Origin of the sequence: Psychrobacter sp. Ps1 (assembly GCF_022129425.1) — a bacterium.
Taxonomy (GTDB): Bacteria; Pseudomonadota; Gammaproteobacteria; order Pseudomonadales; family Moraxellaceae; genus Psychrobacter.
Window position 1 is genome coordinate 144,840 of record NZ_JADQAN010000001.1, and the last position, 25,848, is coordinate 170,687.

Genomic DNA, 25,848 nt, shown 5'->3' on the forward strand with positions numbered 1-25,848 from the left:
CGCGATGGCTATATCATTCACAAATAATAATAAAGTCACTCAATTATAAAAGTTGTAAGGATAAGTGTTAATTATCAATATTGGACTTCAAATTAGAAGCGATAGTTTAGCCTGCTTGTTGAAAATTTGATAGTATCGATAAAACGTTTTTAGCGGTAGTTTATTGCAATGATAAAATCAAAAATCCATGCGTATAGGCAAATTTGCCAACCTATTATCACCCTTATCCTATGTGCTGGCAGTGTCAGTGCTCATGCCGTTATCATCAGTGATGATAGTGAACGCCGTATTCAAATACGTCAAAGTAGCAGTACAAGCAATAACAGTAATGCGTATATAACGCCCTCTACTAACAGCTCAAATCAGCGTCCTGGTGTTACCATGTTGAGTGGTGCGAACGCATCAAATAGCGACAGTATGCAAAACTTGATTGTACAAAAACAGCGTGATTTCGAGATTGATGCTAGGTTGTCCATTGAAGAAAACAAACGTGTGAATGTAGTGAGACGCGGTACTACTTATAGTACAGCAAACAACACCTATAATGGTGCTTATAACGATTCTATGAATATGGACTTTAATGCATGGTTAAATAGCAATAGTTATCGTGCCAGACAAGTAGCAGAGTATGAACGCTATCTTAGCGCACGAGTCGGATCACAGAATGTACCGCCATTGTCTCAACTGCTGACGACTGCCCGTAGTTGGAGTAAATGTGGGTATGAGCCGTATCAATTGCCGCCTCAAGAACTATGGTCTAACATTGTACCAACATTACGCCTTTATAGTGAGTTGAAAAACCAAGGCATTTTACCACTCAGCAGTGAGATACGTTCGGTATATCGTAACCCAGGTTTGAACGATTGTGCAGGCGGGGCAGACGGTAGTAAGCATATGAATGCAAGTGCTATCGATATCTGGGTACCTGAGTATGAAGACAATCTATGGCGCTTGAGTACCATGCATGATGGCTTATGCCAGTTTTGGCAGTATCAAGGACAGCCTTATAACTTTGGCTTAGGATTATATGCGACAGGGGCTATTCATTTAGATACTGATGGTTATCGTAAGTGGGGGTTCAATCACGCTAGTAGTTCCTCTTCTTGCCGCTATTAATTGATTTATTAAGAATCGAGAATTCAAATAATTATAAAGTTAGCCGAGATAACGCTAGATATATATTCATTTTTATATATACTATTCCGGTGTTTACTAAAAATAATAATTTTGTAGTTATTTGGTAGGATTCATAGGATAGATGCATGAGTTCATTGAAAATTTGTTTGGTCTTTAAAAACTATGCTTTAATAATATCTGTTATCAATCGCCTTTATATTTTCATGGCTTATAAAGAAAACCACCAAATTTACTTTAAGCGAAAACTATGAAAAATCAGCGCTCGACAATGAAAAACTATCATAAATTAAATAACGAGAAGCAAAGTTTTTTGCACTCGAACTATAAGTATGGCGCTTTGTTTACTTCTGCACTTATGTCGGTATTATTGATTAATGCGTGTAGTACAGAGATGTCCTATGAAAACAATATGATAGTGACGGATAAAGCTGATAGACATATACAAAGCTCTAAAGAGATAGAAGATAGTATCAAGAACTCTTATGCTCGTTTAGCCTCTAAGCGCTCTGATGTCTGTCCAAAATTAATTCAAGAAGAAACAGGTAATCAGGTTATCGAACGTATATCAGAGGTCATGGTAAATGACTACTGTGATTATTTCTTATATCCGCGAGAGGGTCAGCGCCTCAATGTTAAAGTAGATAACCGTCAAATAGAAGCGCTATTAATTGTGCCGACGCTACATAACTTTGCCAATGGTAATTATAAAGTGACGTCTTATGATAAGCATGTTATCCGTTTGAGCTATAACGGGGCTACCCATAAGCCTGAGCATTTTGTCTATGATGTTACGCTAAAAATTTCTGATGCCAAGTATTCTTAATACTAAGCATTCCTAATATTTCACTTCTTATTTAAAGATTATAGCCGTTCAAATATTAATGGACATATTATGAGTAGTATTTTTTACCATTTATAATACGTCCATTGGATTGATAACGCTTATTTCTAATATTGCTTCCTAGCGATTTATTTCTTACTGGTTTTTTCTACCACTTTCTTTTCTTTCCAAGGATCTTCTTGCCCAACCGTAACTATTAAAAAGTTATCAGGCTTTAGCGTATCTCGCATGGTTTGATTGACCTCTGAAAGTGTGACTTGATCAATGCGATTGGTATAGTCAGCTAAGTAATTATTCGGTAATTGGTAAAAATTCATCATTCCAAGTAAGCTATTGATACCTACATTGCTCGCAAATCCCATCGGGAAGCTATTTTTCAGATTATCTGTAGTTAAGCGCATCTCCTCAGTGGTGATACCCTTGTCCAGCGTCTCATTGATAACCGCTAAGCTTGCATCAATGGCCGCACGCGCCTTGTCATTACGTGTTGAAAAACCAATCTGGTAGGGACCTCGAGAGAGCATCGGATTCATCGATCCCGAGATTCCATAAGTATAGCCGAGGTTCTGTCTTACCTCCGTCATTAGTCGCGCATTAAAGTCACTGCCTGCCATGACTTCGTTTCCAACAGCAAAGTTGGTCTGCTGCTGCTGTGCTATTGGGTCGGTAGCTCGTTTGCTACCTAGCTGTCCCATGAGTACAGTGGTTTGAGTGCTTGGGAATGGAATATGAACGTGCTGCGCTTTGGTAAGCGGTTTCGGCTCAGGTAAATCAGTGGCAGCTTGGCCGGTAGGCAATTTAGCAGTGATGTCTTCTGCCAGTTTTTTGGCTTGTTCTAATGTCAGGTTGCCTGTCATAGCAACAGACGCGTTTGCTGCTACCAGATATTTGTTTTTAAAGTCTATCAGTTGTTGTTTCTCAATCGTAGGAACGCTTTCTAGCGTGCCGACTGATGGATGCGCGTAAGGGTGAGTACCGTACAAAGCATCATTGAAAGCGATACTTGCTAGGCTATTGGGATCTTGTTTTTGTTGCTGCAGGCCTACCAACAGTCTTGCTTTATTGCGAGCTAGAACTTGCTCGTCAAACGTAGGCTCACTTACCATCTGTGTCATTAAGTCAATGGCTGGCAGGAGATGCTTATCATCAGATAGGCTACGCAGTGAAACAATAAACATATCCTTATAGGCGCTACTGCTTAGATTGATGCCCAACGTTTCCACTGCACGAGTAAATGCATTTTCATCTAGGCTTTTTGAGCCCTGTTCGAGCATCGTCGCTGTCATATTCGCAATACCAAAACCATCCTTTTTGATACTACCATCACGCGCGCTACCAGCATTAAAACGCAAATCAACATCGACAATTGGCAAGGTGGTCGTTTGTACAAACATAACAGGTACGCCAGACTTGGTCTTAAACTGTTGAATGGTCGGTACGGTGACTTTTAAAGGTTTGTCATCGGCTAAGCTGGTCAGTTTAGATAGAGCAGCAATTGGCGCACTTGCATCGACTGCAGCAGGTGAGCGGTAATCTTCAGCAGCTGTTGTATCAGCTTGAGCAGTAGTAGCCAAGATACCAAAAGCAAAAATTACGCTAGCACTGAGATAAGATCCCTTTTTAGATGCGATAGTGCTTCTTATAGAGGATGAAGCAGCCTTAAAAAATTCTTGTTTTGCTTTAGAGTCGTATTTATTCTGAATCATGAGTTTCTTCTTATTAAGAATACGGTGTTATGGCCATTTTTATGAGACGTTTGATAATATATAGCGACTATTTCGCTAGGGTTCTATTGTCTTTAGGTGGCACGACATGCATCACCGTTAAGTTGTCCTTGACCAAATATTTTTTACTAGCAGCCTGAATATCAGCCACACTGATACCATCGAGCTTAGTTGGCAGTTTAGCAAGCAGTCTGTCATCTAGACCGATAGATTGTAACGAGCCTATCATACGTGCTTGTCCTTCCATGCTGTCTTGTGCATAAATCAAACCAGTAACCGTATTGGTCTTGGCGCGACTGATCTCGTCATCGGCAATAGGATCGGTTTTTAGCTTTTCTATTTCCGAAGTTATAGCTTGTTGTGCTTGCTCTAAGCTGACGCCTTCACGCGGTGTTGCTTGAATCAAAAACAGCCCATCACCGCGATCTAGCAAGTCGTAAGAAGTACCAACCGTCGTCAATATACCTTGCTCACGTATCAGTCGACTCTCTAAGCGTGCAGATAAGCCGCCATCTAGCACATCTTGCGCAAGTGAAAGGGCATAAGCTTGTTTTTCATTGTTTGAGCCTGCCGTTGCAAGGCTTGGTACGTTGTAACCCATCAGTAGAACGGGCACTTGTACGGCTTGCTCAGAGTCTACCTTTTGATAACCACGGAAGCCTTTTTGAGTCACAGAGGTACGTTTGGGTAGGTTGCTTTTTTCTAAATCACCGAAGTAACGTTTGACTTGAGTAAGTACTTCTTGTGGTTGCACGTCGCCGACGATGACTAACGTTGCATTATTTGGTGCATACCATGTCTTATACCAGTCTTTTAAATCTGAAAGTTTAATCGATTCTAGCTCGCTCATAGGCCCAATAACAGATTCGCCTTTTGGGCTATCAGGTAAGGCCAGCAGACGAAACGACTCATACGCTTTGGCAAGGGGATTGTCATCAGTACGTTGGCGACGCTCTTCCATAACGACTTGATGCTCTTTAGCAAATTCTTTGTCATCGAATATAAGGTTTTTCATGCGATCTGCTTCAAGCTCTAGCGCTAACGGCATACGATTGGCAGGGAACAGCTCGTAGTATCCGGTATAGTCATAGCTGGTAAAGGCATTATTGACACCACCAAACTTAGCAATTAGCCGCTCATAATCATCACTAGAAACGTTGGTCGTGCCCTTAAACATCATGTGCTCGAGTAAGTGAGAGATACCACCTTTATCAAGAGGCTCATCTGCTGAGCCCACTCGGTACCAGATTTGTGTCATAGCGACTGGGGCACGGTGGTCTTCTTTTATGACGACTTTTAGACCATTTTCTAACTGATATTCATGTCGACCTGACATATCCATTGTCAATTCAGACGGCTGTGTGTCTTTGCTCGTTTTATTTTCATCTGACATATTTTGAGCCAAGCTATCGGTTGCGATTGAGCTTGTCGCGGTTGCAGAGTTAGTAGGCATCGTATTGGTTTGACATGCAGCAAGTGACGCTGCTACTGCTAAGGTACAAGCCATGCGTAATGGCGCAGCTGCTAGAGGTAAAGACAATGGCATGGTATGGTCTACTTATATAAAATAATAATAGAAGAATTAGATGATAATCATAGCGATAGAAGACATTACAAAGAGGTCTGAGCACCAACCATAACGCTAGCAGTCGGTCTGAACTCTTGCGTCGTGGTGCAACCTGTTACCAATATAGCCGTCGTTAATAAAACAGCCACACTGATGCTGCTGGTTTTTTTGTAGTGCTTAGAGAATAATGACATAACGGATTCCTAATACGTATTTATCGAATAAGTCTTGGTAGAGTAGGCGAAGTCTGACAAGTAACAGGTCAGAATTTTGTGTCTAAACCTTAAGCAAAACTTTCTCAAATCATCGAGTGATTTTTTAAACAGATAAATTTTGACGATAGTCTAATAGGGTAAGGGCTGAGCATGACTTGAATTATGCTAAAATAGGTCAAAATTAGATGTCATGTCGCTCGTAGCCAGATGACAATATGCAAATCCATTAACAATAAACAAATAATTGATTGTGATAACTTTTAGGGCAAACTTATGAACAACCCAAACAATAGCAACCGCGTAGTCATTAACCTTGATACTGGTCTTGACGACTTAGATGACGATGATATTACCTTACCCAGTCTACCGGTGCAATCTGTGCCCATTATTGATGAAACAGAGAGTGTTGCTCCGCAAAAGGACAGTACGGTAAACCAAGACGTCACTAGTAATGATGCTGCGGACAATATTGCTTTGGCTACGCCAATTGTCATGACAGAAGAGCATAACGTCCCTAAAGGCAATTCTGAAAGCTTTTCAAGCGCTACAGAGACAGCCGCTACAAGTCAAACTAATACTGCGTCGACCATTCCTACTATGCCGTTGCAAGAGCAATTGGGTGATACACCAAGTGTAAACCCAGTGGCTGACAGTGACGCACAGGCATCTACTACCAAAGAGTCTGCTACAGATTTACAAGAGACAGAAGAGACAAAAGAAAATAAGAAAAAGGGCAGCTGGTTTAACCGTATGAAAACGGGCCTCAGTAAGTCACGCAAAAACTTAGCCGAAGGCATGGTCAGTATCTTAATCGGTGGTAAGGAGATTGATGACGAACTATTAGAAGAAGTCGAAGATCAGCTATTGGTAGCCGATATTGGCGTCAACGCGACGAACCGTATCATCAAGAGCCTCACCGAGCAGACAGATCGTGGTGACTTGATCTATGCACACTCTCTATATAAAGCATTGCAAAGTGAGTTGGTTGATATCCTTACACCAAAAGTTGAGCCATTGGTGATTGATACTAGCAAAAAGCCGTTTGTTATATTGGTAGTAGGGGTCAATGGCGTAGGGAAAACCACAACGATTGGTAAGCTTGCCAAGCGCCTACAAGGTGAAGGCAAATCAGTCATGCTGGCAGCGGGCGATACGTTCCGTGCGGCAGCTACTGAGCAGTTACAGATTTGGGGCGAGCGCAATCATATTCCAGTAGTGGCGCAAGGTCATGGTTCTGACAGCGCTTCTGTCATTTTTGATGCAATGCAGTCAGCCAAAGCAAAAAATATCGATGTGCTTATCGCCGATACTGCGGGACGTCTGCAAAACAAGACACATTTAATGGCAGAGTTGGAGAAAGTCGTACGTGTCATGCGTAAAGCGGATCCAAGTGCCCCGCATGAAGGTATGATTGTGCTAGATGCTGGCACGGGTCAAAATGCTATCAACCAAGTCGAACTGTTTAATAAAGTTGTGCCACTGACAGGTATTACTATTACTAAGCTAGACGGTACTGCTAAAGGTGGTGTGGTATTTAATATTGCCGAAACGACAGATGTGCCTATCCGCTATATCGGTGTGGGTGAGTCGATTGATGACTTGCGTTCTTTTAGTCCGAAACAATTTGTCGCCGCTTTGTTCGAGACCGACGATAAAGAATAAGAGAGCCAGTTTTAATTGGTAAATCATTTTTGAGATAATTTGGAAGTAGACGCTATGATAGTTACCACAGCAGCCTTTGGGTCACATCGATTAACACTGATTGCTCGTGTCAATGAGCATGATCAACCTATGCTAGTTGAAGCCAACTGGCTGCTGGCAGGTAACTCATGGCATAGTTCAAAATCTGTACCCAAAATTAAAAAGTACTATGGCCTGACAGATGAAGACTTTACATTTATAGATAAAAATAGCCTAAGCATGAGTGAGCCTGCTCAAGCATTATTAATGGAAACGATTTTCCAACTCAAAGACTATGCTGATGGTAAACGTAAGACATTGGATTTGCCTTTAGACTTCTCTATGGGTACTGAGTTCCAGCAAAGAGTATGGCAGGCACTACAAGGTATTGAGTACGGCGAAACCATCAGCTATGCCACACTCGCGCAGCGTGTCAACAGTCCAAAGGGATTCCGTGCGGTCGCGCAGGCCAATGGCAAAAATCCTTTTAGCATTATCGTGCCTTGTCATCGAGTGATTGCAAGCGACGGTAAGCTCGGTGGCTATACAGGCGGACTAGATAAAAAAGAGTATTTACTAGCACTAGAAGGAAGTTGGACGTAAAACTAAATCTATCTTAATAAAAAAGGGCCAAATACTTTTAGCATCTGGCCCTTTTTACTGAACAATTAATAAGTTTATGCTTCAAGCTGAGCCATGACGTCAGCAGAGAAGTTCACGTTAGTATAAACTTCTTGTACATCATCAGCATCTTCTAGCATATCGATCATCTTCATGATCTTTTCAGCATCATCAACATTGTCGATCTCAGCCGTGGTAGATGGTGACATAGTGACTTCGGCGTTGTCAGAAATAAGACCAGCCGCATTAAGGGCATCTTGGACTTGACCGAAGCTTTCCCATTCAGTAATAACGAGTAAGCTTTCACCATCATTTTCGATATCAACGGCGCCCGCATCTAGTGCAACGAGCATCACTTCATCTTCTAAGCTGACATCGTTAAAAGTGATCTCGCCACGTTTAGTGAATAAATACGCCACTGAGCCTGATGTGCCAAGATTACCGTCATTTTTGGTAAAAGCATGACGCACTTCGCTGACCGTACGGTTAAGGTTGTCTGTCATGGTTTCGACCAATACGGCCACACCACCAACACCGTAGCCTTCGTAACTGACTTCTTCCATATTCTCATTATCGCCGCCACCTGTACCACGGTCGACAGCACGATTAATCGTATCGCGCGTCATATTGACGGATAGGGCTTTTTCGATAACGGCACGTAAGCGTGGGTTTTTGTCAGGATCGGGATCGCCTTGTTTGGCAGCTGAAACGATTTCACGAATAATCTTGGTAAATATCTTACCCCTTACTGCATCCTGACGGGCTTTACGGTGTTTAATATTTGCCCATTTTGAATGGCCTGCCATATAACATCCTTAAGTTCTACGTACTATTTTTATGGGTAAAAAAAGTGATCAACAACAACCTTCGATATCTGATTGCCTGGTTTTATACTATCATTACTTTGTCTATTTGAGGTAGTAGCGCTACTGGCACGTTAACGATTTGTATGTTGTTGAGAGTGCTTTTTTGCTACACTGTGGCAACTTATAGATTGTATTCACTGTGATAGGTGAGCGATATTATAAACCAGTTTTAGCTATTTTGACCAACTTGCCCTTATCCATCACATTTTAAGTCATTGCGTGCTATCAAGCCATTGATTTTATAAAGTACTGATTCTATGAAGCAACCAACCGCCGAAGCTCTTACACACTTGCGTAACCGTACGCATATCATTATTGAAGGCACAGATACTCGTCTGGGTAAGCTCTTTGATATTGTATTGCTGATTGCAATTTTAGCCAGTGTGGCCGTCGTCATGCTTGATAGTGTGCTATATATGCGTTTGCAGTATGGGACGTTGTTCTTTTATGCAGAGTGGTTTTTTACCATTTTGTTTACCATTGAGTATGCGTTAAGACTGTTTTCAGCACCCAACCGCTTACGCTATGCTTTTAGTTTCTTTGGGATAGTAGATTTACTGTCTGTATTGCCAAGTTATTTGAGCCTGATGTTTGTAGGCGTACAGTATCTACTCGTGATACGGGTATTACGTATTTTACGTGTGTTCCGTGTTCTTAAGCTCAAGGCCTATATGCAACAGGCTGGGTTTTTGGCGTCTGCATTAAAAACCAGTCAGCAGAAAATCACGGTCTTTTTCTTATCGCTTGTATTATTGGTAACCATCTTTGGTTCGATTATTTATGTGGTAGAAGGGCCGGAGAATGGATTTACCAGTATTCCACTGTCTATCTACTGGGCAGTTGTCACCATGACGACGGTTGGCTACGGTGATATGTCACCCAAGACACCGCTTGGGCAAGCAATTGCAACCATGGTCATGATCACAGGTTACTCGATTATTGCGGTACCAACAGGTATTTTCACATCAGAGCTAGCACGTAACATGCGTCCACAACTTAACCCAGTGACTTGTCCAAACTGTGGTAAGTTCGGCCATGCAGTAGGGGCAGACTTTTGCGATCGTTGTGGACACGCGCTACATATCTAAAGATAGATTTAATCGTGAAAGTACATGAATATATTACGCATCGATGTATTCATCAACCAGTGGAGACAGGTCGATCTCGACGCCTAGATTGACCAGATTCCAGTATTGTCCTGATACAGTACGATCTAGCATCATAGTGGTGGCTGAGGGTTGAAACTGACCAAAGTACTTTAAAGACGTACGCATCTGTGCAATTGCCTCGTGATGGACTTGGCTACTGCCAAAATCAAATGAACCTTCTTGATACGGGCTAATAGATAAAGGTTTTAGACCAATCGATAGCCACTTTTCATAAAACTCACCAGGGATGTTCTTATCATCTTCGCGGCGAATATCTAGGGCAATCAAATCCTGTTCAAGTGCAGTGACGTCACCTCTTAGCGCATGTTTGACAAAGCGTTTGAATAGCTGCACTTCGCTATCACTATAACTGCGGATACCCCCAAAATCATATGCCACGACACTGCCGTCATGACGGAACGCAAAGTTACCTGGATGAGGGTCGCAGTGCATACGGTATAAGCCAAATAGCTGCCCTGCGGTAAAATGAAATAGGCGCTCTGCTATTTTTTGTTTGACGTCATTGTCCCATGTCGCAGCGACAGTCAATGTCTCTCCCATCTCTTCGGTCAGCGTTAAAATCCGTCTAGAAGAATGGCTGCTAATCACTTTGGGAATAATAAGGCCTTCATCTTCTGCATGAAAAGCGCCGAATACTCGTAAGTTATGAGCTTCTTTGACATAGTCCAATTCATCATGCAGGCTCTGGCGAATCTCATTAAAAAGCTGCTCTTGTAGTTGCTTACTCATATTGAGCACGCCAGCGATTTTTAATGCCATACGTACTTGTTTGAGGTCGCTATCACAGTTTTCATCAACATCAGGATACTGGACTTTGACTACCACTTTTTGACCCGATGGCAACGTCGCTTTGTGCACTTGTCCAATAGATGCTGCGGCAAAGGGTGTCTCTTCAAACTCGCTGAATAATTCTAAGATTGGCGCTTTCAGTTCGCGTTCAACTTGAGCTCGTATCTGCGCATATGGCATTGGCGGCGCATCTTTCTGTAGCTTTTCGAGCGCTGACGCAACCTCAGGCGGGAACACATCCTTATATTGTGAAGCAATCTGTCCGACCTTCATCACTGCGCCTTTCATCTCACCCAACGTTTCGGCAATTTGAACGCCCACGTCTTGCATCAGATCTGAGCGAGCTTGCAGACGTTTTTCTTCGTCACTTGAGAGATGCTTAAATGAGTTTTTAGCGGCTTTGCCAGCAATACTCGCTGTCATGCCAGCGAGTTTCATAAAGCGTTTTCCGGACGATTTTGCCATTCATGTCACCGTATAATGGGTTGTTTGCTCAGTCGTAATTCTATTATTTTAATTGCAAGATTACTGTTTGACTAATGTGTGAAGACGCGAGTAATCATTTACAAAAAAGTAAGCACAGTCATATCATTTGTTTGTGTCAACTGCATACATATTGCTCAACCAGTAATCAAGCGCCATTTGATAGCCTAATTGTCCCAAGCCGCAAATGACTCCGACCGCAACGTCACTTAGATATGAATGATGACGGAAAGGTTCACGGGCATGAACATTGGATAAATGTACTTCTATAAATGGCTTTTGGGTGGCCAATAGCGCGTCGCGTAGAGCCACTGAAGTATGCGTAAATGCAGCCGGATTGATAATAATAGCGTCAATTTGGGCAGATTTATCCGCCAATAATCCATGATGCTGAATGTCGTCTACTAGCTTACCTTCATGGTTGGACTGTATGCATATTAACTCTACACCGTGGCGTGCGGCGCGCTCAACTAGTTGCTTTTCTATATCAGCAAGTGTCGTATGACCATAAATATGCGGTTCCCGTTTACCTAGTAAATTCAAATTTACGCCGTTTACCAGTAGTAATTTATAAGTCAGTATTTGATTTGAATTTTCGTTAGTCGATTGTTTGGCTGTTTTTGATGGAGTAGAGGAGGTCATAATGGTCTCGGTAACTATTGAGCGATGTTAATAATTTATAATAATATATGAATAATTTAAGGCGCGAGCTGCCAAGCTAAATTGGCTTCAACGCATTTTGCTCTTTATCATAACAGCTTGTCAGCTGGGTTATAAAAATTTGTCTAAAAAAATTATCTAGATATCAAAAAGCATATTAAAAGTCTTTATGTTGCTAAAAACCCGTGCTATGATATTTTTTATGCAATAAATATTGCAAGTTTGTTGCTATCATCAAGTTTCGTGACGATAAGGACGTTTAGCAAATTCGTTATGGAAGTATTATGTAGGTAATTAAAGTACTGCATAGACGATGATAAGTAGAGTAGTAATACTCTTAATTTTTGATTTCATAATCTTAGACCCTGTTTATATGCAATGTCGCAAAGGAAGCTAGGGCTAAGCGGACTTTTTTAGGAAGTAATATTATGTCAGCTCGTGAGCAAGGTATCGTTAAGTGGTTTAATGACTCAAAAGGCTTTGGTTTCATTCAACGTGACAGCGGAGAAGATATTTTTGTCCATTTCCGCGCGATTCAGGGTGATGGCTATCGTTCTCTAAAGGATGGCGAAAAAGTTGAGTTCAGCGTAGTAGAAGGTGACAAAGGTCTGCAAGCTGAAGAAGTCAGAAAGATAGAAGAGTAATTTACTCAGACATTAAAGCGGTTTAGTTATAATGTCTGTACAAACTACTGATATACTACTGAGTCAAGCCCATCTTATCTTACCTATGTTGAGTGAACTGCAGCATATTTGGTAGGATTGGATTTGGGCTTGGCTTTTTTTATGCCTATATGTCTGATGGTAGTTGGCAGACTCGATAAGGCTACTTTTACTGATTACGATTTAAACGCTACATTTGACACTATAAAGGTTGATTTTGAACCTATTTATAATTAATAAAATACAAGCAATTCATTTAAAAGGATATTTTTTTGAGCAATTTTACAACGTTTACTGATTTGCCACTTTCAACAGCGACCCTGCGTGCAGTAAGTGATCTAGGATTTACTGAATTGACGCCCATTCAGGCAAAGATACTACCGCATACATTGGCACATCAAGATGCTATCGGACAAGCACAAACGGGCACAGGGAAAACAGCGACTTTTCTACTGACTATTATGGAAGCCTTGCTTAAGCGTCCATTTACTAATGACGAAGAGCGCTATCTTGGTGAGCCGCGCGCTGTGGTCATGGCGCCAACTCGCGAATTGGCTCAGCAAATATTTGATGACTGCATTGCATTAACCAAATATACTTCGCTACATAGTGTTTGTATTATGGGTGGTACTAACTATGAAACTCAGCAGCACGAGCTTGAACGTCAATACGTTGATATCTTGGTAGCGACGCCTGGCCGTCTAATTGATCTTGCTAACAAAGGCATGGTCTATCTAGATAGAGTAGAGGTGTTGGTGCTCGATGAAGCCGATCGTATGCTAGATATGGGGTTCATTCCTGATATCAAACGCCTAGTTGGTCGAATGCCTGCCAATACCGATCGTCAAAGCTTGCTGTTTTCTGCAACTTTTAACCAAGATGTGATGAATTTAGCCTATCGTTGGTTACATGAGCCTCAGTTTGTTGAAATTGAGCCTGAACACAAGACCAGCGAGTTAGTAGATCAGCATTTTTATTTGCTGACAGAAGATCAAAAACTGGACGCCTTGCAGCGTATTATCAGTGATGAAGCAGTAGAGAAAGTCATCGTCTTTGCCAATCGCAAAGATCAAGTAAAGCGTCTATATCACAAACTGCGTCAAGCGCATAATATCGTGATGCTCTCGGGCGATGTCATTCAGCAAAAACGTGAGAAATACTTACAGCGCTTTAAAGATGGTCACGCGTCTATCTTGGTGGCGACAGATGTAGCAGGGCGCGGTATCCATGTCGATGATATCAGTCATGTGGTTAACTTTACTTTGCCTGATCAGCCAGATGATTATGTGCATCGCATTGGACGTACGGGCCGTGCGGGCCAGACAGGTATTAGTATCAGCTTTGTGAGTGAGGATGATGCTTTTAATATACCGGCATTAGAGAAGCATTTAGAAACCAAGTTTACGCTTGAGCAGTGGCAGGAATAATTGCTATAAACTGAGCACTATTTAATAAGCAAAAGCCCTCAATATCGAAAATGGTATTGAGGGCTTTTTTATATGCTAAGTGTTAATAGTATCTGTTACCGATAACTTTATTGAGTGTGTTCCATCATCTCAGTATGCTCATGGTGATTCATGTCCACTGATTCATCACTCATGTCATTCATACTATGATCCATATGGTCGTCCATATCCTGCATGTTGTGATCCATGTCTGCTGCCATATCCGTATCATGATTCATTTGGCTCATGTCGTGAGAGTCCATATCAGACATCATAGCAGTGTGGCTACCATGATTCATCTCACCATGGCCGCCATGCATATTTGCCATGACCATCGGCACGACTGCTACTGCCAACCCTGATATGACCATAACCGCACCATTTAACTGCCTTAAGCGAAAACGTCCGATCTTATCACGTAGCCAACCGACTGTTTCATGCGTCGCAACCAACATCGGTATGGTTCCTAGACCAAAGACAAACATCAACGCAGCACCGCTTAATGGATTATGAGCAACGACCGCAATTAGTAGAGCGCCATATACCAAACCACAAGGCAAAAAGCCCCAAAGCAACCCTGCTGTTAATGCGCGCGGAAAAGTATTAAGTGGAAATACCTTTTGACGCAATGGGCTAAGATACTGCCAAAAGCGCATACCAAAACGTTCAAGCTTGGTCAAAAACGGTGCACCAAGCATCGTCACACCGACGAATACCAGTACCAATCCTAATAAAATACGCGGTGTACTATTACCCATCATCAATGGCTTTAATACGGTAATACCGATTAGCCCTGCAATTAAACCCAATAATGCGTAACTCGTTAAACGCCCAAAATGATACGTGGCCACCAAAGCACGACGTTTGGCGGGGCTGACATCTTTCATAGACAGACCAAACGCGGTCACAAGACCGCCACACATGCCTAAACAATGCGGTGAACCAAAGAATCCCATTAGTAATGCCGCCACAAGTAAAGCGATGGTCATGAATGCGTCTCCTAAGAATGGTAAAGGGCGAACTTGCTAGTTCTGAATTATTTAATAAAACGGCACTAATAAATTACGCATTTATAAGGTAGATAAATTAGATGTTTGAATCTTTATCTATCTCAGAATTATCGTTATTTCCATCAGTTGCCGCTGTTTTATCTTTTTGCTGGGTAGATGCTGAGCGTTCATGAGCCTGCATGGTTTGGCGGCGTTCTTGACGGTCATCCAATATAATACGCTGTGATGCATTGTCCAGATCTTCGAATTGATTTGACTTGACCGCATAACGCACTGCCCAAATAGCAACCACAAACAGCATGAGACTTAATGGTATTAATAAAAATATACTGAGCATGGCAAATCTCTTAAATAGCAGTGTCTCTTATTATTATACACCCATCACAAATGTAGTGGATGATCGGTAGCATTTAGGATGAGTTTCTCAATGGTATCGTATACATCTTTAACGTTTATTCGTCAGAGTTTTTTGCAACACTGCCTCTTGGGGTCAATAGCTGCTGTGAAGTCACATCTTTGGCATGGCGGCAGTCCATCTGTGGACGTATCACATCGCGCAGGTAGGCTGCGACCTCATAGACAGCGCGCCTTGAGTGACTTAAGTTGTGGGCAGGCTTCGTCCAGTCGCGTCTTACTGGTAATGGCGCAGGAAGTGGTGTGCTATTGATACCATTTAAGGCAAACTGTCTGCGTGCACGCGCCATATGATAGCTATCAGTAATCAGATATACATGGCGTAACGGAATGCGTTTGGCTGTAAAACGGGCGTTTTCACATGTATTCATGCTGGCATTTTCACTGATCAGTCCGTCGATACCGTGTTCCATCAACCATTGACCGAGCCATGGAGCTTCAGCGCCACTCAGTACGATCGGTAGAGGTAAGTCATGGTAAGCGCCTGCAGCGGTACGGGCGCGATTGAGACTATAGCGATTGAGGATAATTTGGTTGTTGTGGTCATTGGTCAGACCGCCGCCTAAGACTACATAGGCAGTAGGCGGTGAGCTCATTGCAGCAGAAGACATATCAGGTAGTGGCAATAGAGAAAAGATATAAACGATTGCTTGCGAAAACAGCGGAGTAAATAGGCTAATAATCACTAAAATGACAGACGTGGAGCCTAGTATAAAAGTAATATTGATAATGCGAAAAAGCGTCACCATGCGTTCAGAAAACCGCAAGTAATATCGCCATAATCGTTTAGATAATAGCCGCTTAGACCATGATTTTTTAGACCACATGCTCAGCATATCCAATTGAGCCATCGGCATTTACCCAGACTGGCTCACGTGACAATTGAATGGCAAATTTTTCATAGACAGTAGCAGCGATATGTTTCTGCGCTATGGCTACATCCTTTTGCGTGGCTTGCTGAGGCGTATGGTTGGTCAATACTAGTGCTTGCTGCTTATGCGTAAAAATAGGTGCAATGCCGCCCCCTTTTAACCCTGCTTGTTCAATGAGCCAGCCTGCAGCAACCTTTACCATTGCATCAGGCATCACATAACCAACAATAGCTGGATAAGTTGCTTGCAGCGCTGTGAACTGCTCCTGAGCGATAATAGGGTTTTGAAAAAAACTGCCACAATTAGGTAGCTGCTTCGGGTCTGGCAGCTTTTGTTGTCTAATATCTATAATGGCTTGCATAACATCATGAGCCATTGCTTGCTCGCGCCCTTGTTGCTCCGCATAATGCTGCGCCACAGTCTGTACGTCGCCATAACTGGCTAGAATATTGGCAGGATCAGTATGTAATCTGAGACCTACACGGCTAATAAGCCATGTATTTGGCGTACGTTTAAAGATACTGTCACGATAGCCAAATTGACAATCAGCAGCTGATAAATGGTGCCAAGTTTGTGTCGGCAAATGATAGGCACGTACATACTGTAAGCGGTCTTCTAATTGTACGCCGTATGCACCGATATTTTGTATGGGTGCCGCGCCCGTCAGACCCGGTATTAGGGCAAGGTTTTCCAATCCATACCAACCTTGACTGACCGTATGTACGACCAAATCATGCCAGTTCTCACCAGCCATTACTTCGATATCAACATAATCGTCGGTTTGATTGGTCAGATGAATACCACGCATCTTTGGCTGTAATACTATGGCTTTCAAAGCGGCAGGTAATAAGACATTACTACCGCCAGACAGTACAAACAGTGGCAATTTGTCTGCTGTATCCTCTATATAAGCTGCCATAAAATCATCAAGCTGCGCTTCATTCTCTAATATCACGACAGAGTCAGCAACACAGGCCAATGCCATAGTATTGTCATGTGACAAGTCGATTGAATCATTGACTACGGTAGTCGATGAAACATTCGAAACATCAGAGCTGATGGTAGACTGAGTACTGTGGTCAAGGCGTGAAGCTTGGGTCATAACATAGCCTATGTGGCAAAATGATAATAAATGATAAGGTAGCTATAGTTGATTCAATTTAAAAGAGATACAAGGCAACTGAGTGCAGATGTAACTGTGATACTTCAAGCGAGGTTAACGCTGTAGCTCTTTTATAGAGGATTAACCATATTATAGAGGATACCGGATGCAAGAGTAGCAGAAATATAGACGTTATGGCTAGCAGGCTTTCCAGCTTTCTATCCAAGCTTGGGCGCTTGATTCGATACGCTCGATCACTTCTTCGAAATCATCGTTATCGCCCTTATAGGGATCTGGCACATCGCTACCGCAATAGGTAGGGTCTTCTTCACTAAACAGCGCTAGTGTTGCCAAATTATCTTCTGACTCTGCAATGCTGTCTTTGATAGCTTGTAGATCAGCTAGATTCTGTGAATCCATGGCTAAGATTAAATCAAAATCACGAAAATCATTGGCACTGACTTGACGAGCGACCAGCTTATTAATTTTATAGCCGTGTGACTTAGCATGACGTTGTGAGCGAGCATCAGGCGCACTGCCAACGTGCCAATCACTGGTGCCTGCTGAGTCTACTTTTATGGATAGTCCAGCAATCGCTGCTTGCTGACGAAAAACTTCTTCAGCAGTAGGGGAGCGGCAGATATTTCCCAAACATACCAATAATACAGACGAGGGAGTACAGGCTTTCATCAGCATAATATGACCTTCTATAACAAAAAAAACATGCTATAAGAGACCAGCATTGTTAATGCGGCTTTTATTAGCATGCAATCGATTGAATCAGCTGCTAGCGTAACGCTTAATGTTTGGAATGGCAAGGATAGAGACTAAACAATAGCGTCATTTAACAATGAAAATTTGGCCATATGATGCATGGCCAAAAGGTGAGATAGTGAAACGGTTTTAATCTTGATTACTTTTAAAACGTTGTAGATCGCGTCGCTCTTTTTTGTTGGGTTTGTTGTCAGGACGAGCAAGGTTGGCTAGTTTGCGCTGTTCGGCATAGTAAGCACGGCGCGTCTCGCTTTCTTTGGTCTCTGAATATAGTACCTCAGCGGCGGTCGCATTGCCACGCTGTGCAGATAGCGCCTCAACAACGACAGTCTTTTCAGTCATAGCGGTCGCTGAGCCTTGACGAATGGTTAGCTCATCTCCGACTGAAATCTCTTTACTGGTTTTTACCCGGCTACCAGCATAGTGCACGCGTCCACTTTCAATCGCTTGTTTGGCTAGGGTGCGTGTACGATAAAACCTAGCTGCCCAAAGCCATTTATCGAGACGGATTTTCACCAAACCTTGGTTATTGTCATCAGTATTTTTTTTCATAAGAGTCACTCTGCATTCGTTTTTATATTAAATCATAGTTTTATATAAACAATATTAGGGCAACTTTAATATTTGCAAATAGATTTGATAACTGTGGGTTAGTTGCACCATTGTTGTTCACAAGGTACACCATCGTGGTTGCCATCTATTTTAGTATTAGGACAGTAGTTTGTAAAATAGGTGGCTTCTGCACAGGATGTCATTTGTGAGCAATGTGTTCTGCCGTCACATGAAAAGTTTGAGGCCGGTTGTGTCGATAAGACTGGAGTTGCAGTTGGCGCTGATGTTGAAGTGTTACTCAAATCAACGTATGTTGGCGGTATGTCATCAATATTATCAACGTCATTAGAGGTAAGAGTAGGTTGCGTTACGTTATCTGCCGCTGCATTGGTTGTAGGTTGATGTATCGTATTTTTAGGTTGAAGGACTCTATAACCTATAAGCACGAAAATCAGGCAGGTCAATATCACTAATACTTTGTTTATCACTGTGCCATATCTGCCAGCTCATAATCATTATTAATATGAAAATGGCAGTTTTTAATCGACTTAAAAACTGCCATTAGGTAAGAAATATGATATCTATTTTTACTATCTCAAAAACAACTGATAGCCAATATTGTCATTGACCGTGGCACAGTCATAACCAATATCTAAAAGCGCGTCTTGTAGCTGACGAGAATTGCCTTCAGAGGCTTGCAGGCCAACCAGCACACGACCTTCAGCAGCACCATGGTTGCGGTAATGGAATAAGGTAATATTGAAGTCATCACCCAATTTTTCTAAGAACGTTAGCAATGCGCCTGGACGTTCTGGGAATACCACTTGTAGCAATTGTTCGTTTTCGACATGAGCATGACCACCAATCAAATGACGGATATGTGATTTGGCGATATCATCATCAGTCAGGTCGTGAGCGGTGTAGCCATCGTCTGACAATTGGTTACTGATGGTTTGACGCTCTTTTTCGCCTTCTTTTAAAGCGATACCTACGAAGATTGAGGCAGGCTCCATTGAGTCTGGTGATTTTTTGCTGTCAGCGCGGTAGTTAAACTCAGTAATATTACGGCCATGTAGACTACGACAGAAGTTCAAGAAAGCACCTGTTTGCTCGGGGATAGTAACCCCAAAGATGGCTTCTTTTTTCTCACCAATTTCAGTACGCTCAGCGATATAACGCAGGCGGTCAAAATTCATATTGGCACCGCAAATGATGGCTGCACAGTTTTTGCCCGTAATCTCGTTAGCTTGAAGGTATTTTTTCATACCAGCAACCGCTAACGCGCCTGCAGGCTCTACGATACTGCGGCTCTCCTCAAACACATCTTTGACCGCGGCGCAGACTTCATCGTTGCTACAGGTGACGACGTTAGGCTCAACGATAGGACCTGAGTTATCGCTTTTTTGCGTACGGACGACGTCAAAAGGTAATTCACCAATCTGTGCGACTGCCACACCATCGACGAACAATCCTACTTGCTCGAGCTTGACACGTTCACCTGTTTCAAGCGCCGCTTTTAGACAAGCTGACTGCTCAGCTTCTACCGCAATCACTTTTACATGCGGTGCAACTTCGCCTAAGAATGCGGCCACACCAGAGATTAGGCCACCACCACCAACGGCAACGAATACATAGTCCATATTGCGCCACTGCTGGGTCAGCTCAAGACCAATGGTACCTTGTCCTGCGATAACCAGCTCATCGTCATAAGGTGGAATAAAGGTCAGTCCTTCGCGTTCAGCGCGGTCAATCGCATAGCGGTTTGCTTGATCGAAGCTATCACCGTGTAGATCTACATTGCCACCAAGTGCTCTTACCGCATCCACTTTGATGTCAGGAGTCGTGGTTGGCATAACGATGATGTTATTTAGTGATAATTTGCGTGCAGAGTAAGCCACGCCTTGCGCATGATTACCTGCTGACGCACAGATGACGCCGCGCGCTTTTTGCTCATCGCTCAACTGACTGATACGGTTATAGGCACCGCGCAATTTAAATGATTTGACCGGTTGTAAGTCTTCACGCTTAAATCGAATGTCATTGGCAAAACGTTGGGTCAGCTTGGGCGCCGTTTCAAGTGGTGTTTGAATAGCAACGTCATAGACGGTGGCTTGTAAGATGGCTCGTACCCAGTGTGACAGCATAGTAATCCCTAAACAGAATGAATATAAAAAGTGTAGATGAATATAAAAACGAAATAGATTAGCCTATTCCGATTTTTAGTATCTTGCAAGACTCAATTGCAGTTTTCTTGGGATTTCGTGCTTGAATTTACATGAAGTGCAGGTATTCGCCTAAGTTAAGCTTTAGCTACGTACTATAAGACTCACAAATTAGCGTCATGATGCGCTAACATCCGTTAATATCATCGGTTATAATAGCCGCGCATTTTATCTGTTTTAGCCTTTTACTTTTTTAAGACCATGCGTTTATTTTCCAAGGATTTATGATGAGTGATCAGCAAGCACAAAAGCAAGCCGCGGCCAAAGCTGCTCTAAGCTATATCGAAGACGATATGATACTTGGGGTAGGGACAGGTAGTACGGTCAACTGTCTGATTGAGTTGTTGCCACAATTGAAGCTTGCTGGCGCTGTCGCTAGCTCACAGGTGACAGAAGACAAACTTCGTGCGCTTGGTATCGAAATAGTCGATTTGAACTTTGCTGGTACGTTAGATGTTTATATTGATGGTGCTGATGAAGTCAATGAGCACTTGCAACTTATCAAAGGCGGCGGCGGTGCATTGACTCGCGAAAAGATTGTGGCAGCCGCTTCAAACAAGTTCGTCTGTATGGTCGATGATAGTAAAAGCGTTGATATACTAGGTCGCGCGTTTCCAGTACCGATTGAAGTATTACCACAAGCACGCTCCTATGTGGCTCGCCAATTGGCCAAATTGGGCGGTGAGCCAGTATATCGTGAAGACTTTGTCACTGATTATGGTAACGTCATCTTAGACACCTATGATTTGGATGTGAGCAATCCAATCGCGCTCGAAAAAGAGCTAAATAATATCGTAGGTGTGGTCTGTAATGGTATCTTTGCAGCAAACCAAGCAGACGTTCTGCTAAAAGCAGGTGCTAATGGTGTGACAACGCTCACGCGTTAATCTATGATCAAATCATTTGTATAAACAAAAAAGCCGTCCAGATCTGGATGGCTTTTTTATTTGGGAACTTATTTAGGAGTTTGTTAGCAAGTTATCTTACTATTTATCCCACTGTCTTTTTATAGAATAGCCTAAGTTATGCAGGTAACTTGATTTTGTCTTTAAGTAAAAACTCCATCAACGCTTTTTGGGCATGTAAGCGGTTTTCCGCTTCGTCCCATACGACAGAGCGTGGGTCATTAAGCATGTCATGAGAGATTTCTTCGCCGCGATGGGCTGGCAAGCAGTGCATAAACACCACTTCAGGGTCGGCTTTGTCTAATAGAGACGGTGTCACTTGATAAGGAGCAAAACGACGTGCACGCGTATTTTGCTCTGACTCCTGACCCATACTTGCCCACACATCAGTGACAATTAGATTAGAATCTTTTGCCGCATCTTGTACGTTTTCTACCAGACTTACGCAGTGTGAGAAGCGTTCCATAAGTTTAGGATCAGGCTCGAACCCATAAGGCGCTGCCACGCGTAATTCAAAACCAAACTGATTAGCAGCTTGCATAAATGACGAGCACATATTGTTGCCATCACCAACCCAAGTCACAATCTTATTTTCGATACTACCACGATGCTCGTAATAGGTTTGCATATCAGCGAGCAACTGGCATGGATGATAGTCATCGGTCAACGCATTGATAATCGGTACGCTTGAGTATTCAGCAAAGGTTTCAACTTTTTCGTGTCCAAAAGTACGAATCATGATGATATCAACCATGCTAGAAATCACGCGTGCTGAGTCTTCTAGTGGCTCTCCGCGACCGAGCTGCGTATCGTTTGGTGATAAAAATATGGCGTTACCACCAAATTGACCCATGCCCGTCTCAAATGAGATACGGGTACGCGTTGAAGATTTTTCAAATATCATACCAAGTGTACGACCAACAAAAGGCTGGTATATCTCGCCTGCGTGTTGCATCTTACGCAATTCGCTTGCGCGTTTGATCAAGTTTTCTAGTTCTTGTTTGGTTAAATCAGATAAAGTTAAAAAATGGCGCAAACTCATAGTAATCCTAGCAGTCGATCGCAGTCAGTGAAACGTCATCAGTCTTCAATAGTATCGCGTCAGTGCGTATACTGGGTTGACAACAAACTTTTAGTATAGCGTATTTACTTTCAATGTAAACGTTCATTTTTATCAAGATCAAATGGCTTGTCAAATAGACCGAAATCACATTAGCAAGCCACGATACCTTGTACGCTAATGACTATGCCGCAATGATTATGCCTGTGTACGGTTTGGACGTATGCTTAGGCGACATAATAGCTCATAGCTAATCGTCCCAGCATGACCTGCAACTTCATCAACACGCGGCGAATTGCCCCAGAGCATGACCTTGCTATCTATAGCAAGACTCTCAGGTGCGCTACTGATATCAATGACAATCATATCCATAGCCACGCGCCCAATTACTGGGCAGCGGTAGCTTTGGCTGTCGTTAGCATCGATGACAGTGACATACGCATCATCAGTAACCACACGTGGATAGCCATCTCCATATCCAACGCTGACCAACGCCGTTCTGGTGTCTTGCTGCGCACGCCAGCGGCTACCATAGCCGATCGCATCATTTGCGCTAACGGTTTGTAGAGCAATGATTTGAGCACTAAATTCCATCGCGGGCTGCAAGTTTAGTTCTTGTGCGCTTTTATCAACCACAGGCGAGCTACCGTATAAAATAATACCTGGACGTACCCAATCATAATGATGTTCTGGGAAGTTGACGATACCAGCAGAGTTGCATAACGAACCTTGGATATCTGGACTAATGGTGTCTTTCAAAGTCGCCAGTACGCTTGAGAAACGCTCAATCTGCATCGCATTTAATGGATGATCGTAGTCATCAGCATTGGCAAAATGCGTGGCTAGGATCAGCTGATAACCTGCTTCATGCAGGAGTTTTGCTGCTGACAGCACACCCTCAGCATTGAAACCCAAACGGTTCATACCCGTATTGTATTTCAGCCAAGCCACTCTGGTTGCACTGCCAGCTGGCGGGATGTTTTGTAATGCCCACTCTAGCTGTGGTCTGTGGTGAATCACGCAGCTAATATCATGATCAATCGCTTGTTGCCATTCATCAGCGGTAAACGCACCTTCTACTAGACCGATGGTTTTCTCCCAACCTAACTGTCTGGCTTTTAGCGCTTCAGTCAACGTAGCGACCCCAATACCATCTGCTTGCTGCAGGGCTGGCAAGACTGCCGCTACGCCATGTCCGTAAGCATTGGATTTGACCATGGCCAACACTTTCGATTGGGGTGCTCGTTGTTTGATTTGATTTAGGTTATGAGTAAGGGCTTTTGGTTTTATAGTAATTGTGCGCATAATCGCCTTCTATATGAGTAGAATTATGAAGTTATAAAGCCAGTACTGCATCGATTGGGTTGATGCGGTACTGGCTATTGTATTAAAACTGGTTATGTAAAATTATTCATTAACCTATAATTGAAACTGAGTTTATATAAGGCTCAGTCTTTGTTAGGGTTAAGTTTTATAAGGTTAATTACTCATCATTCTCAAAACTCACGCCTTGATAGTACTCTGGCGTTAGATTAATAAAGCGGGTAAATTGACCTTCAAAGCCTAAACGAATAGTACCGATAGGGCCGTTACGCTGTTTACCAATGATGATTTCCGCCACGCCTTTGTGGTCTGAGTTTTCATTATAAACCTCATCACGATAGATGAACATAATCAAATCGGCATCCTGCTCAATCGCACCAGATTCACGTAGATCCGACATAATAGGGCGTTTATTTGGACGGTTTTCTAGACTACGGTTAAGCTGTGATAACGCAATCACGGGACATTCAAGCTCACGTGCGAGCGCCTTTAGACTACGAGAAATCTCGGAAATCTCGCCAACACGGTTACCATCTAGACTGGGTACTTTCATAAGCTGAAGATAATCGACTACGATTGCACCCAAGCGACCGTCATGATTTTTGGCGATACGGCGGCAGCGAGAGCGCATCTCAGACGGCGGTAGGGCAGTACTGTCATCAATATATAAATGCTTTGATTGCAAGTGTTGAATGGCGTTCATCATCTTTGCCCATTCATCTTCATTCATTTGCCCAGAACGCAGATGCGTCTGGTTAATCGCGCCCCATGAGGATAGCAGACGCATGACGATAGATTCAGCAGGCATCTCCATCGAAAACACCACAACTGGCAAATCTTCATTAAACAAAATCCCTTCTGCCAAGTTCATCGCAAAAGTGGTTTTACCCATAGAAGGACGCGCAGCAACAATAATCAAGTCACCCGCTTGTAGGCCTTGGGTTTTGTTATTCAGCTCGGCAAATGGTGTCTGCAAACCAATCATGCCATCGGGATTAGATTTTAGTTCTTGAATTTTATCGATAACATTGGTTAAGACAGAAGTGATACCAACAGGTCCGCGCTGTTCCGCACGTTTGTTATGCTGCTCATTGATACTAAATATCTTACCTTCGACATTATCGAGAATGTCGCTAACGCTTTGGTCTTTTGGATTATAGGCAAGCGTCAGCATGTCATTACCAGTGGTAATCAGCTGGCGTAGGGTTGATAGCTCGCGCACACGCTGGGCGTAGGCTGTCAGGTTAAACAAGGTCGCAGGACTTTGGCTCAAAATATCAGCCAAATAACTGTCACCACCTGCGCCTTTGAGTAGTTTTTGCGCTTCTAACCAGTCGTGTACCATGACCGTATCATAAGGCTCATTCACTGCCGCCAAATGGGCAATGGCATCAAAAATGTATTGATGTCGCCCAGCATAAAAGTCATCTTTGGTGACAATATCGGCAATCTTGTCGTACGCCTCTTCGATACTCATCAAAGACGCGAGCAATGCCTTTTCAATATCAATATTGTGCGGCGGTGTCTGATTGAGTAAGTCGTCGGTTTTGTCGTTTTCTGCCATGAGTGCCTAATGAGTTAAAATGGGTATGAAAAAAGATGTCGATGATAGAGCAATACAAACGTAGCGCGCCTCTACGATAGAAGTACCAAAACGCGGTTTCAGGTTTGTCTGTAAATGCTACAATCAGATGCGAAAGTTTAACACATAATGTGGTTTTTTAGACTTGATAAAGCACTAAATATGAAGTGATT

At 42.8% G+C, this 25,848-nt stretch carries 25 protein-coding genes and 1 pseudogene; 9 read left to right on the forward strand and 17 right to left on the reverse strand.

Going from position 1 to position 25,848, the window contains the following annotated elements:
- Positions 1-168 precede the first annotated feature (168 nt).
- The gene (locus I3249_RS00605; protein WP_201607294.1) at positions 169-1,116 is read left to right on the forward strand and encodes a D-Ala-D-Ala carboxypeptidase family metallohydrolase; all 948 of its coding nucleotides are present in this window, start codon (positions 169-171) and stop codon (positions 1,114-1,116) included.
- A gap of 268 nt (positions 1,117-1,384) precedes the next feature.
- Positions 1,385-1,960, forward strand: coding sequence for a hypothetical protein (locus I3249_RS00610; RefSeq protein ID WP_238068037.1), 576 nt, complete (start codon positions 1,385-1,387; stop codon positions 1,958-1,960).
- A 146-nt stretch (positions 1,961-2,106) separates the two neighbouring features.
- On the opposite strand, the gene I3249_RS00615 is transcribed toward I3249_RS00610, so the two are convergent.
- The 3 genes from I3249_RS00615 to I3249_RS00625 all read right to left on the reverse strand — a co-directional run bounded on the left by I3249_RS00615 (position 2,107) and on the right by I3249_RS00625 (position 5,463).
- The gene (locus I3249_RS00615) at positions 2,107-3,684 is read right to left on the reverse strand and encodes a pitrilysin family protein (RefSeq protein ID WP_238068038.1); all 1,578 of its coding nucleotides are present in this window, start codon (positions 3,682-3,684) and stop codon (positions 2,107-2,109) included.
- Between the two features lie 67 nt (positions 3,685-3,751).
- Positions 3,752-5,248, reverse strand: a complete 1,497-nt coding sequence (locus tag I3249_RS00620) for a pitrilysin family protein (protein WP_238068039.1) — start codon at positions 5,246-5,248, stop codon at positions 3,752-3,754.
- 65 nt (positions 5,249-5,313) lie between these two features.
- Positions 5,314-5,463: a hypothetical protein gene (locus I3249_RS00625; RefSeq protein ID WP_238068040.1), complete on the reverse strand. Its 150-nt coding sequence runs from the start codon at positions 5,461-5,463 to the stop codon at positions 5,314-5,316.
- A gap of 771 nt (positions 5,464-6,234) precedes the next feature.
- Between I3249_RS00625 and ftsY the strand changes: the two genes are divergently transcribed.
- On the forward strand, positions 6,235-7,146 hold the full coding sequence (gene ftsY / locus I3249_RS00630; protein ID WP_227526712.1) for a signal recognition particle-docking protein FtsY: 912 nt from the start codon (positions 6,235-6,237) through the stop codon (positions 7,144-7,146).
- Between the two features lie 54 nt (positions 7,147-7,200).
- A complete protein-coding gene (locus I3249_RS00635) occupies positions 7,201-7,767 on the forward strand; it encodes a methylated-DNA--[protein]-cysteine S-methyltransferase (protein ID WP_238068041.1) in 567 nt (188 codons plus the stop codon).
- 74 nt (positions 7,768-7,841) lie between these two features.
- Here I3249_RS00635 and I3249_RS00640 read toward each other — a convergent pair whose 3' ends face one another.
- Complete coding sequence (locus tag I3249_RS00640; RefSeq protein ID WP_102091781.1) at positions 7,842-8,591, reverse strand: YebC/PmpR family DNA-binding transcriptional regulator; 750 nt, start codon at positions 8,589-8,591, stop codon at positions 7,842-7,844.
- A gap of 317 nt (positions 8,592-8,908) precedes the next feature.
- On the opposite strand from I3249_RS00640, the gene I3249_RS00645 reads away from it, so the two are divergent.
- Positions 8,909-9,739 carry an ion transporter gene (locus I3249_RS00645; protein WP_057760421.1) on the forward strand — a complete coding sequence of 277 codons (831 nt, stop codon included), beginning with the start codon at positions 8,909-8,911 and terminating at the stop codon, positions 9,737-9,739.
- A 33-nt stretch (positions 9,740-9,772) separates the two neighbouring features.
- On the opposite strand, the gene I3249_RS00650 is transcribed toward I3249_RS00645, so the two are convergent.
- On the reverse strand, positions 9,773-11,074 hold the full coding sequence (locus I3249_RS00650; protein ID WP_238068042.1) for an AarF/ABC1/UbiB kinase family protein: 1,302 nt from the start codon (positions 11,072-11,074) through the stop codon (positions 9,773-9,775).
- Between the two features lie 123 nt (positions 11,075-11,197).
- Positions 11,198-11,734 carry a type II 3-dehydroquinate dehydratase gene (gene aroQ, locus I3249_RS00655; protein ID WP_238068043.1) on the reverse strand — a complete coding sequence of 179 codons (537 nt, stop codon included), beginning with the start codon at positions 11,732-11,734 and terminating at the stop codon, positions 11,198-11,200.
- Between the two features lie 446 nt (positions 11,735-12,180).
- On the opposite strand from aroQ, the gene I3249_RS00660 reads away from it, so the two are divergent.
- Both I3249_RS00660 and I3249_RS00665 read left to right on the forward strand, forming a co-directional pair.
- Positions 12,181-12,396 carry a cold-shock protein gene (locus tag I3249_RS00660; protein WP_057760416.1) on the forward strand — a complete coding sequence of 72 codons (216 nt, stop codon included), beginning with the start codon at positions 12,181-12,183 and terminating at the stop codon, positions 12,394-12,396.
- Between the two features lie 290 nt (positions 12,397-12,686).
- Positions 12,687-13,841, forward strand: coding sequence for a DEAD/DEAH box helicase (locus I3249_RS00665; RefSeq protein WP_102091784.1), 1,155 nt, complete (start codon positions 12,687-12,689; stop codon positions 13,839-13,841).
- Between the two features lie 107 nt (positions 13,842-13,948).
- Here the strand turns inward: I3249_RS00665 and I3249_RS00670 are convergent, their stop codons facing one another.
- The 7 genes and pseudogenes from I3249_RS00670 to I3249_RS00700 form a co-directional block, all read right to left on the reverse strand.
- Positions 13,949-14,848 (reverse strand): sulfite exporter TauE/SafE family protein, encoded by a 900-nt coding sequence (locus tag I3249_RS00670; RefSeq protein WP_238068044.1) that lies wholly within the window; start codon positions 14,846-14,848, stop codon positions 13,949-13,951.
- Positions 14,849-14,945: 97 nt separating this feature from the next.
- Positions 14,946-15,206, reverse strand: a complete 261-nt coding sequence (gene ccoS / locus I3249_RS00675; RefSeq protein WP_238068045.1) for a cbb3-type cytochrome oxidase assembly protein CcoS — start codon at positions 15,204-15,206, stop codon at positions 14,946-14,948.
- A 115-nt stretch (positions 15,207-15,321) separates the two neighbouring features.
- Entirely contained in the window at positions 15,322-16,134 is an 813-nt protein-coding gene (locus tag I3249_RS00680; RefSeq protein ID WP_238068046.1) for a YdcF family protein, read from the reverse strand.
- A complete protein-coding gene (murB, locus tag I3249_RS00685) occupies positions 16,100-17,140 on the reverse strand; it encodes a UDP-N-acetylmuramate dehydrogenase (protein ID WP_238068087.1) in 1,041 nt (346 codons plus the stop codon). The genes I3249_RS00680 and murB overlap by 35 nt, the downstream gene beginning before the upstream one ends.
- Before the next feature lie 315 nt (positions 17,141-17,455).
- On the reverse strand, positions 17,456-17,953 hold the full coding sequence (locus I3249_RS00690; RefSeq protein ID WP_201549084.1) for a low molecular weight protein-tyrosine-phosphatase: 498 nt from the start codon (positions 17,951-17,953) through the stop codon (positions 17,456-17,458).
- A gap of 207 nt (positions 17,954-18,160) precedes the next feature.
- Positions 18,161-18,583: a S4 domain-containing protein gene (locus tag I3249_RS00695; RefSeq protein ID WP_102091790.1), complete on the reverse strand. Its 423-nt coding sequence runs from the start codon at positions 18,581-18,583 to the stop codon at positions 18,161-18,163.
- Positions 18,584-18,681: 98 nt separating this feature from the next.
- Positions 18,682-18,825, reverse strand: a pseudogene (locus I3249_RS00700) (excalibur calcium-binding domain-containing protein); the annotation flags it as partial.
- On the opposite strand from I3249_RS00700, the gene I3249_RS00705 reads away from it, so the two are divergent.
- Positions 18,764-18,985 (forward strand): hypothetical protein, encoded by a 222-nt coding sequence (locus I3249_RS00705; RefSeq protein WP_228707099.1) that lies wholly within the window; start codon positions 18,764-18,766, stop codon positions 18,983-18,985. The pseudogene I3249_RS00700 and the gene I3249_RS00705 sit on opposite strands and share 62 nt — an antisense overlap.
- A 188-nt stretch (positions 18,986-19,173) precedes the next feature.
- Here I3249_RS00705 and ilvA read toward each other — a convergent pair whose 3' ends face one another.
- Complete coding sequence (gene ilvA / locus I3249_RS00710) at positions 19,174-20,727, reverse strand: threonine ammonia-lyase, biosynthetic (protein WP_238068047.1); 1,554 nt, start codon at positions 20,725-20,727, stop codon at positions 19,174-19,176.
- A 305-nt stretch (positions 20,728-21,032) separates the two neighbouring features.
- Here ilvA and rpiA point away from each other — a divergent pair, with 305 nt between their 5' ends.
- On the forward strand, positions 21,033-21,692 hold the full coding sequence (gene rpiA / locus I3249_RS00715; RefSeq protein ID WP_057760400.1) for a ribose-5-phosphate isomerase RpiA: 660 nt from the start codon (positions 21,033-21,035) through the stop codon (positions 21,690-21,692).
- A gap of 136 nt (positions 21,693-21,828) precedes the next feature.
- Here the strand turns inward: rpiA and argF are convergent, their stop codons facing one another.
- From argF to dnaB, 3 genes are all read right to left on the reverse strand, one after another.
- Positions 21,829-22,752, reverse strand: coding sequence for an ornithine carbamoyltransferase (gene argF, locus I3249_RS00720; RefSeq protein WP_057760398.1), 924 nt, complete (start codon positions 22,750-22,752; stop codon positions 21,829-21,831).
- A 216-nt stretch (positions 22,753-22,968) separates the two neighbouring features.
- A complete protein-coding gene (alr, locus tag I3249_RS00725; RefSeq protein WP_238068048.1) occupies positions 22,969-24,075 on the reverse strand; it encodes an alanine racemase in 1,107 nt (368 codons plus the stop codon).
- Positions 24,076-24,253: 178 nt separating this feature from the next.
- On the reverse strand, positions 24,254-25,657 hold the full coding sequence (gene dnaB / locus I3249_RS00730; protein ID WP_057760393.1) for a replicative DNA helicase: 1,404 nt from the start codon (positions 25,655-25,657) through the stop codon (positions 24,254-24,256).
- Between the last annotated feature and the right edge of the window lie 191 nt (positions 25,658-25,848).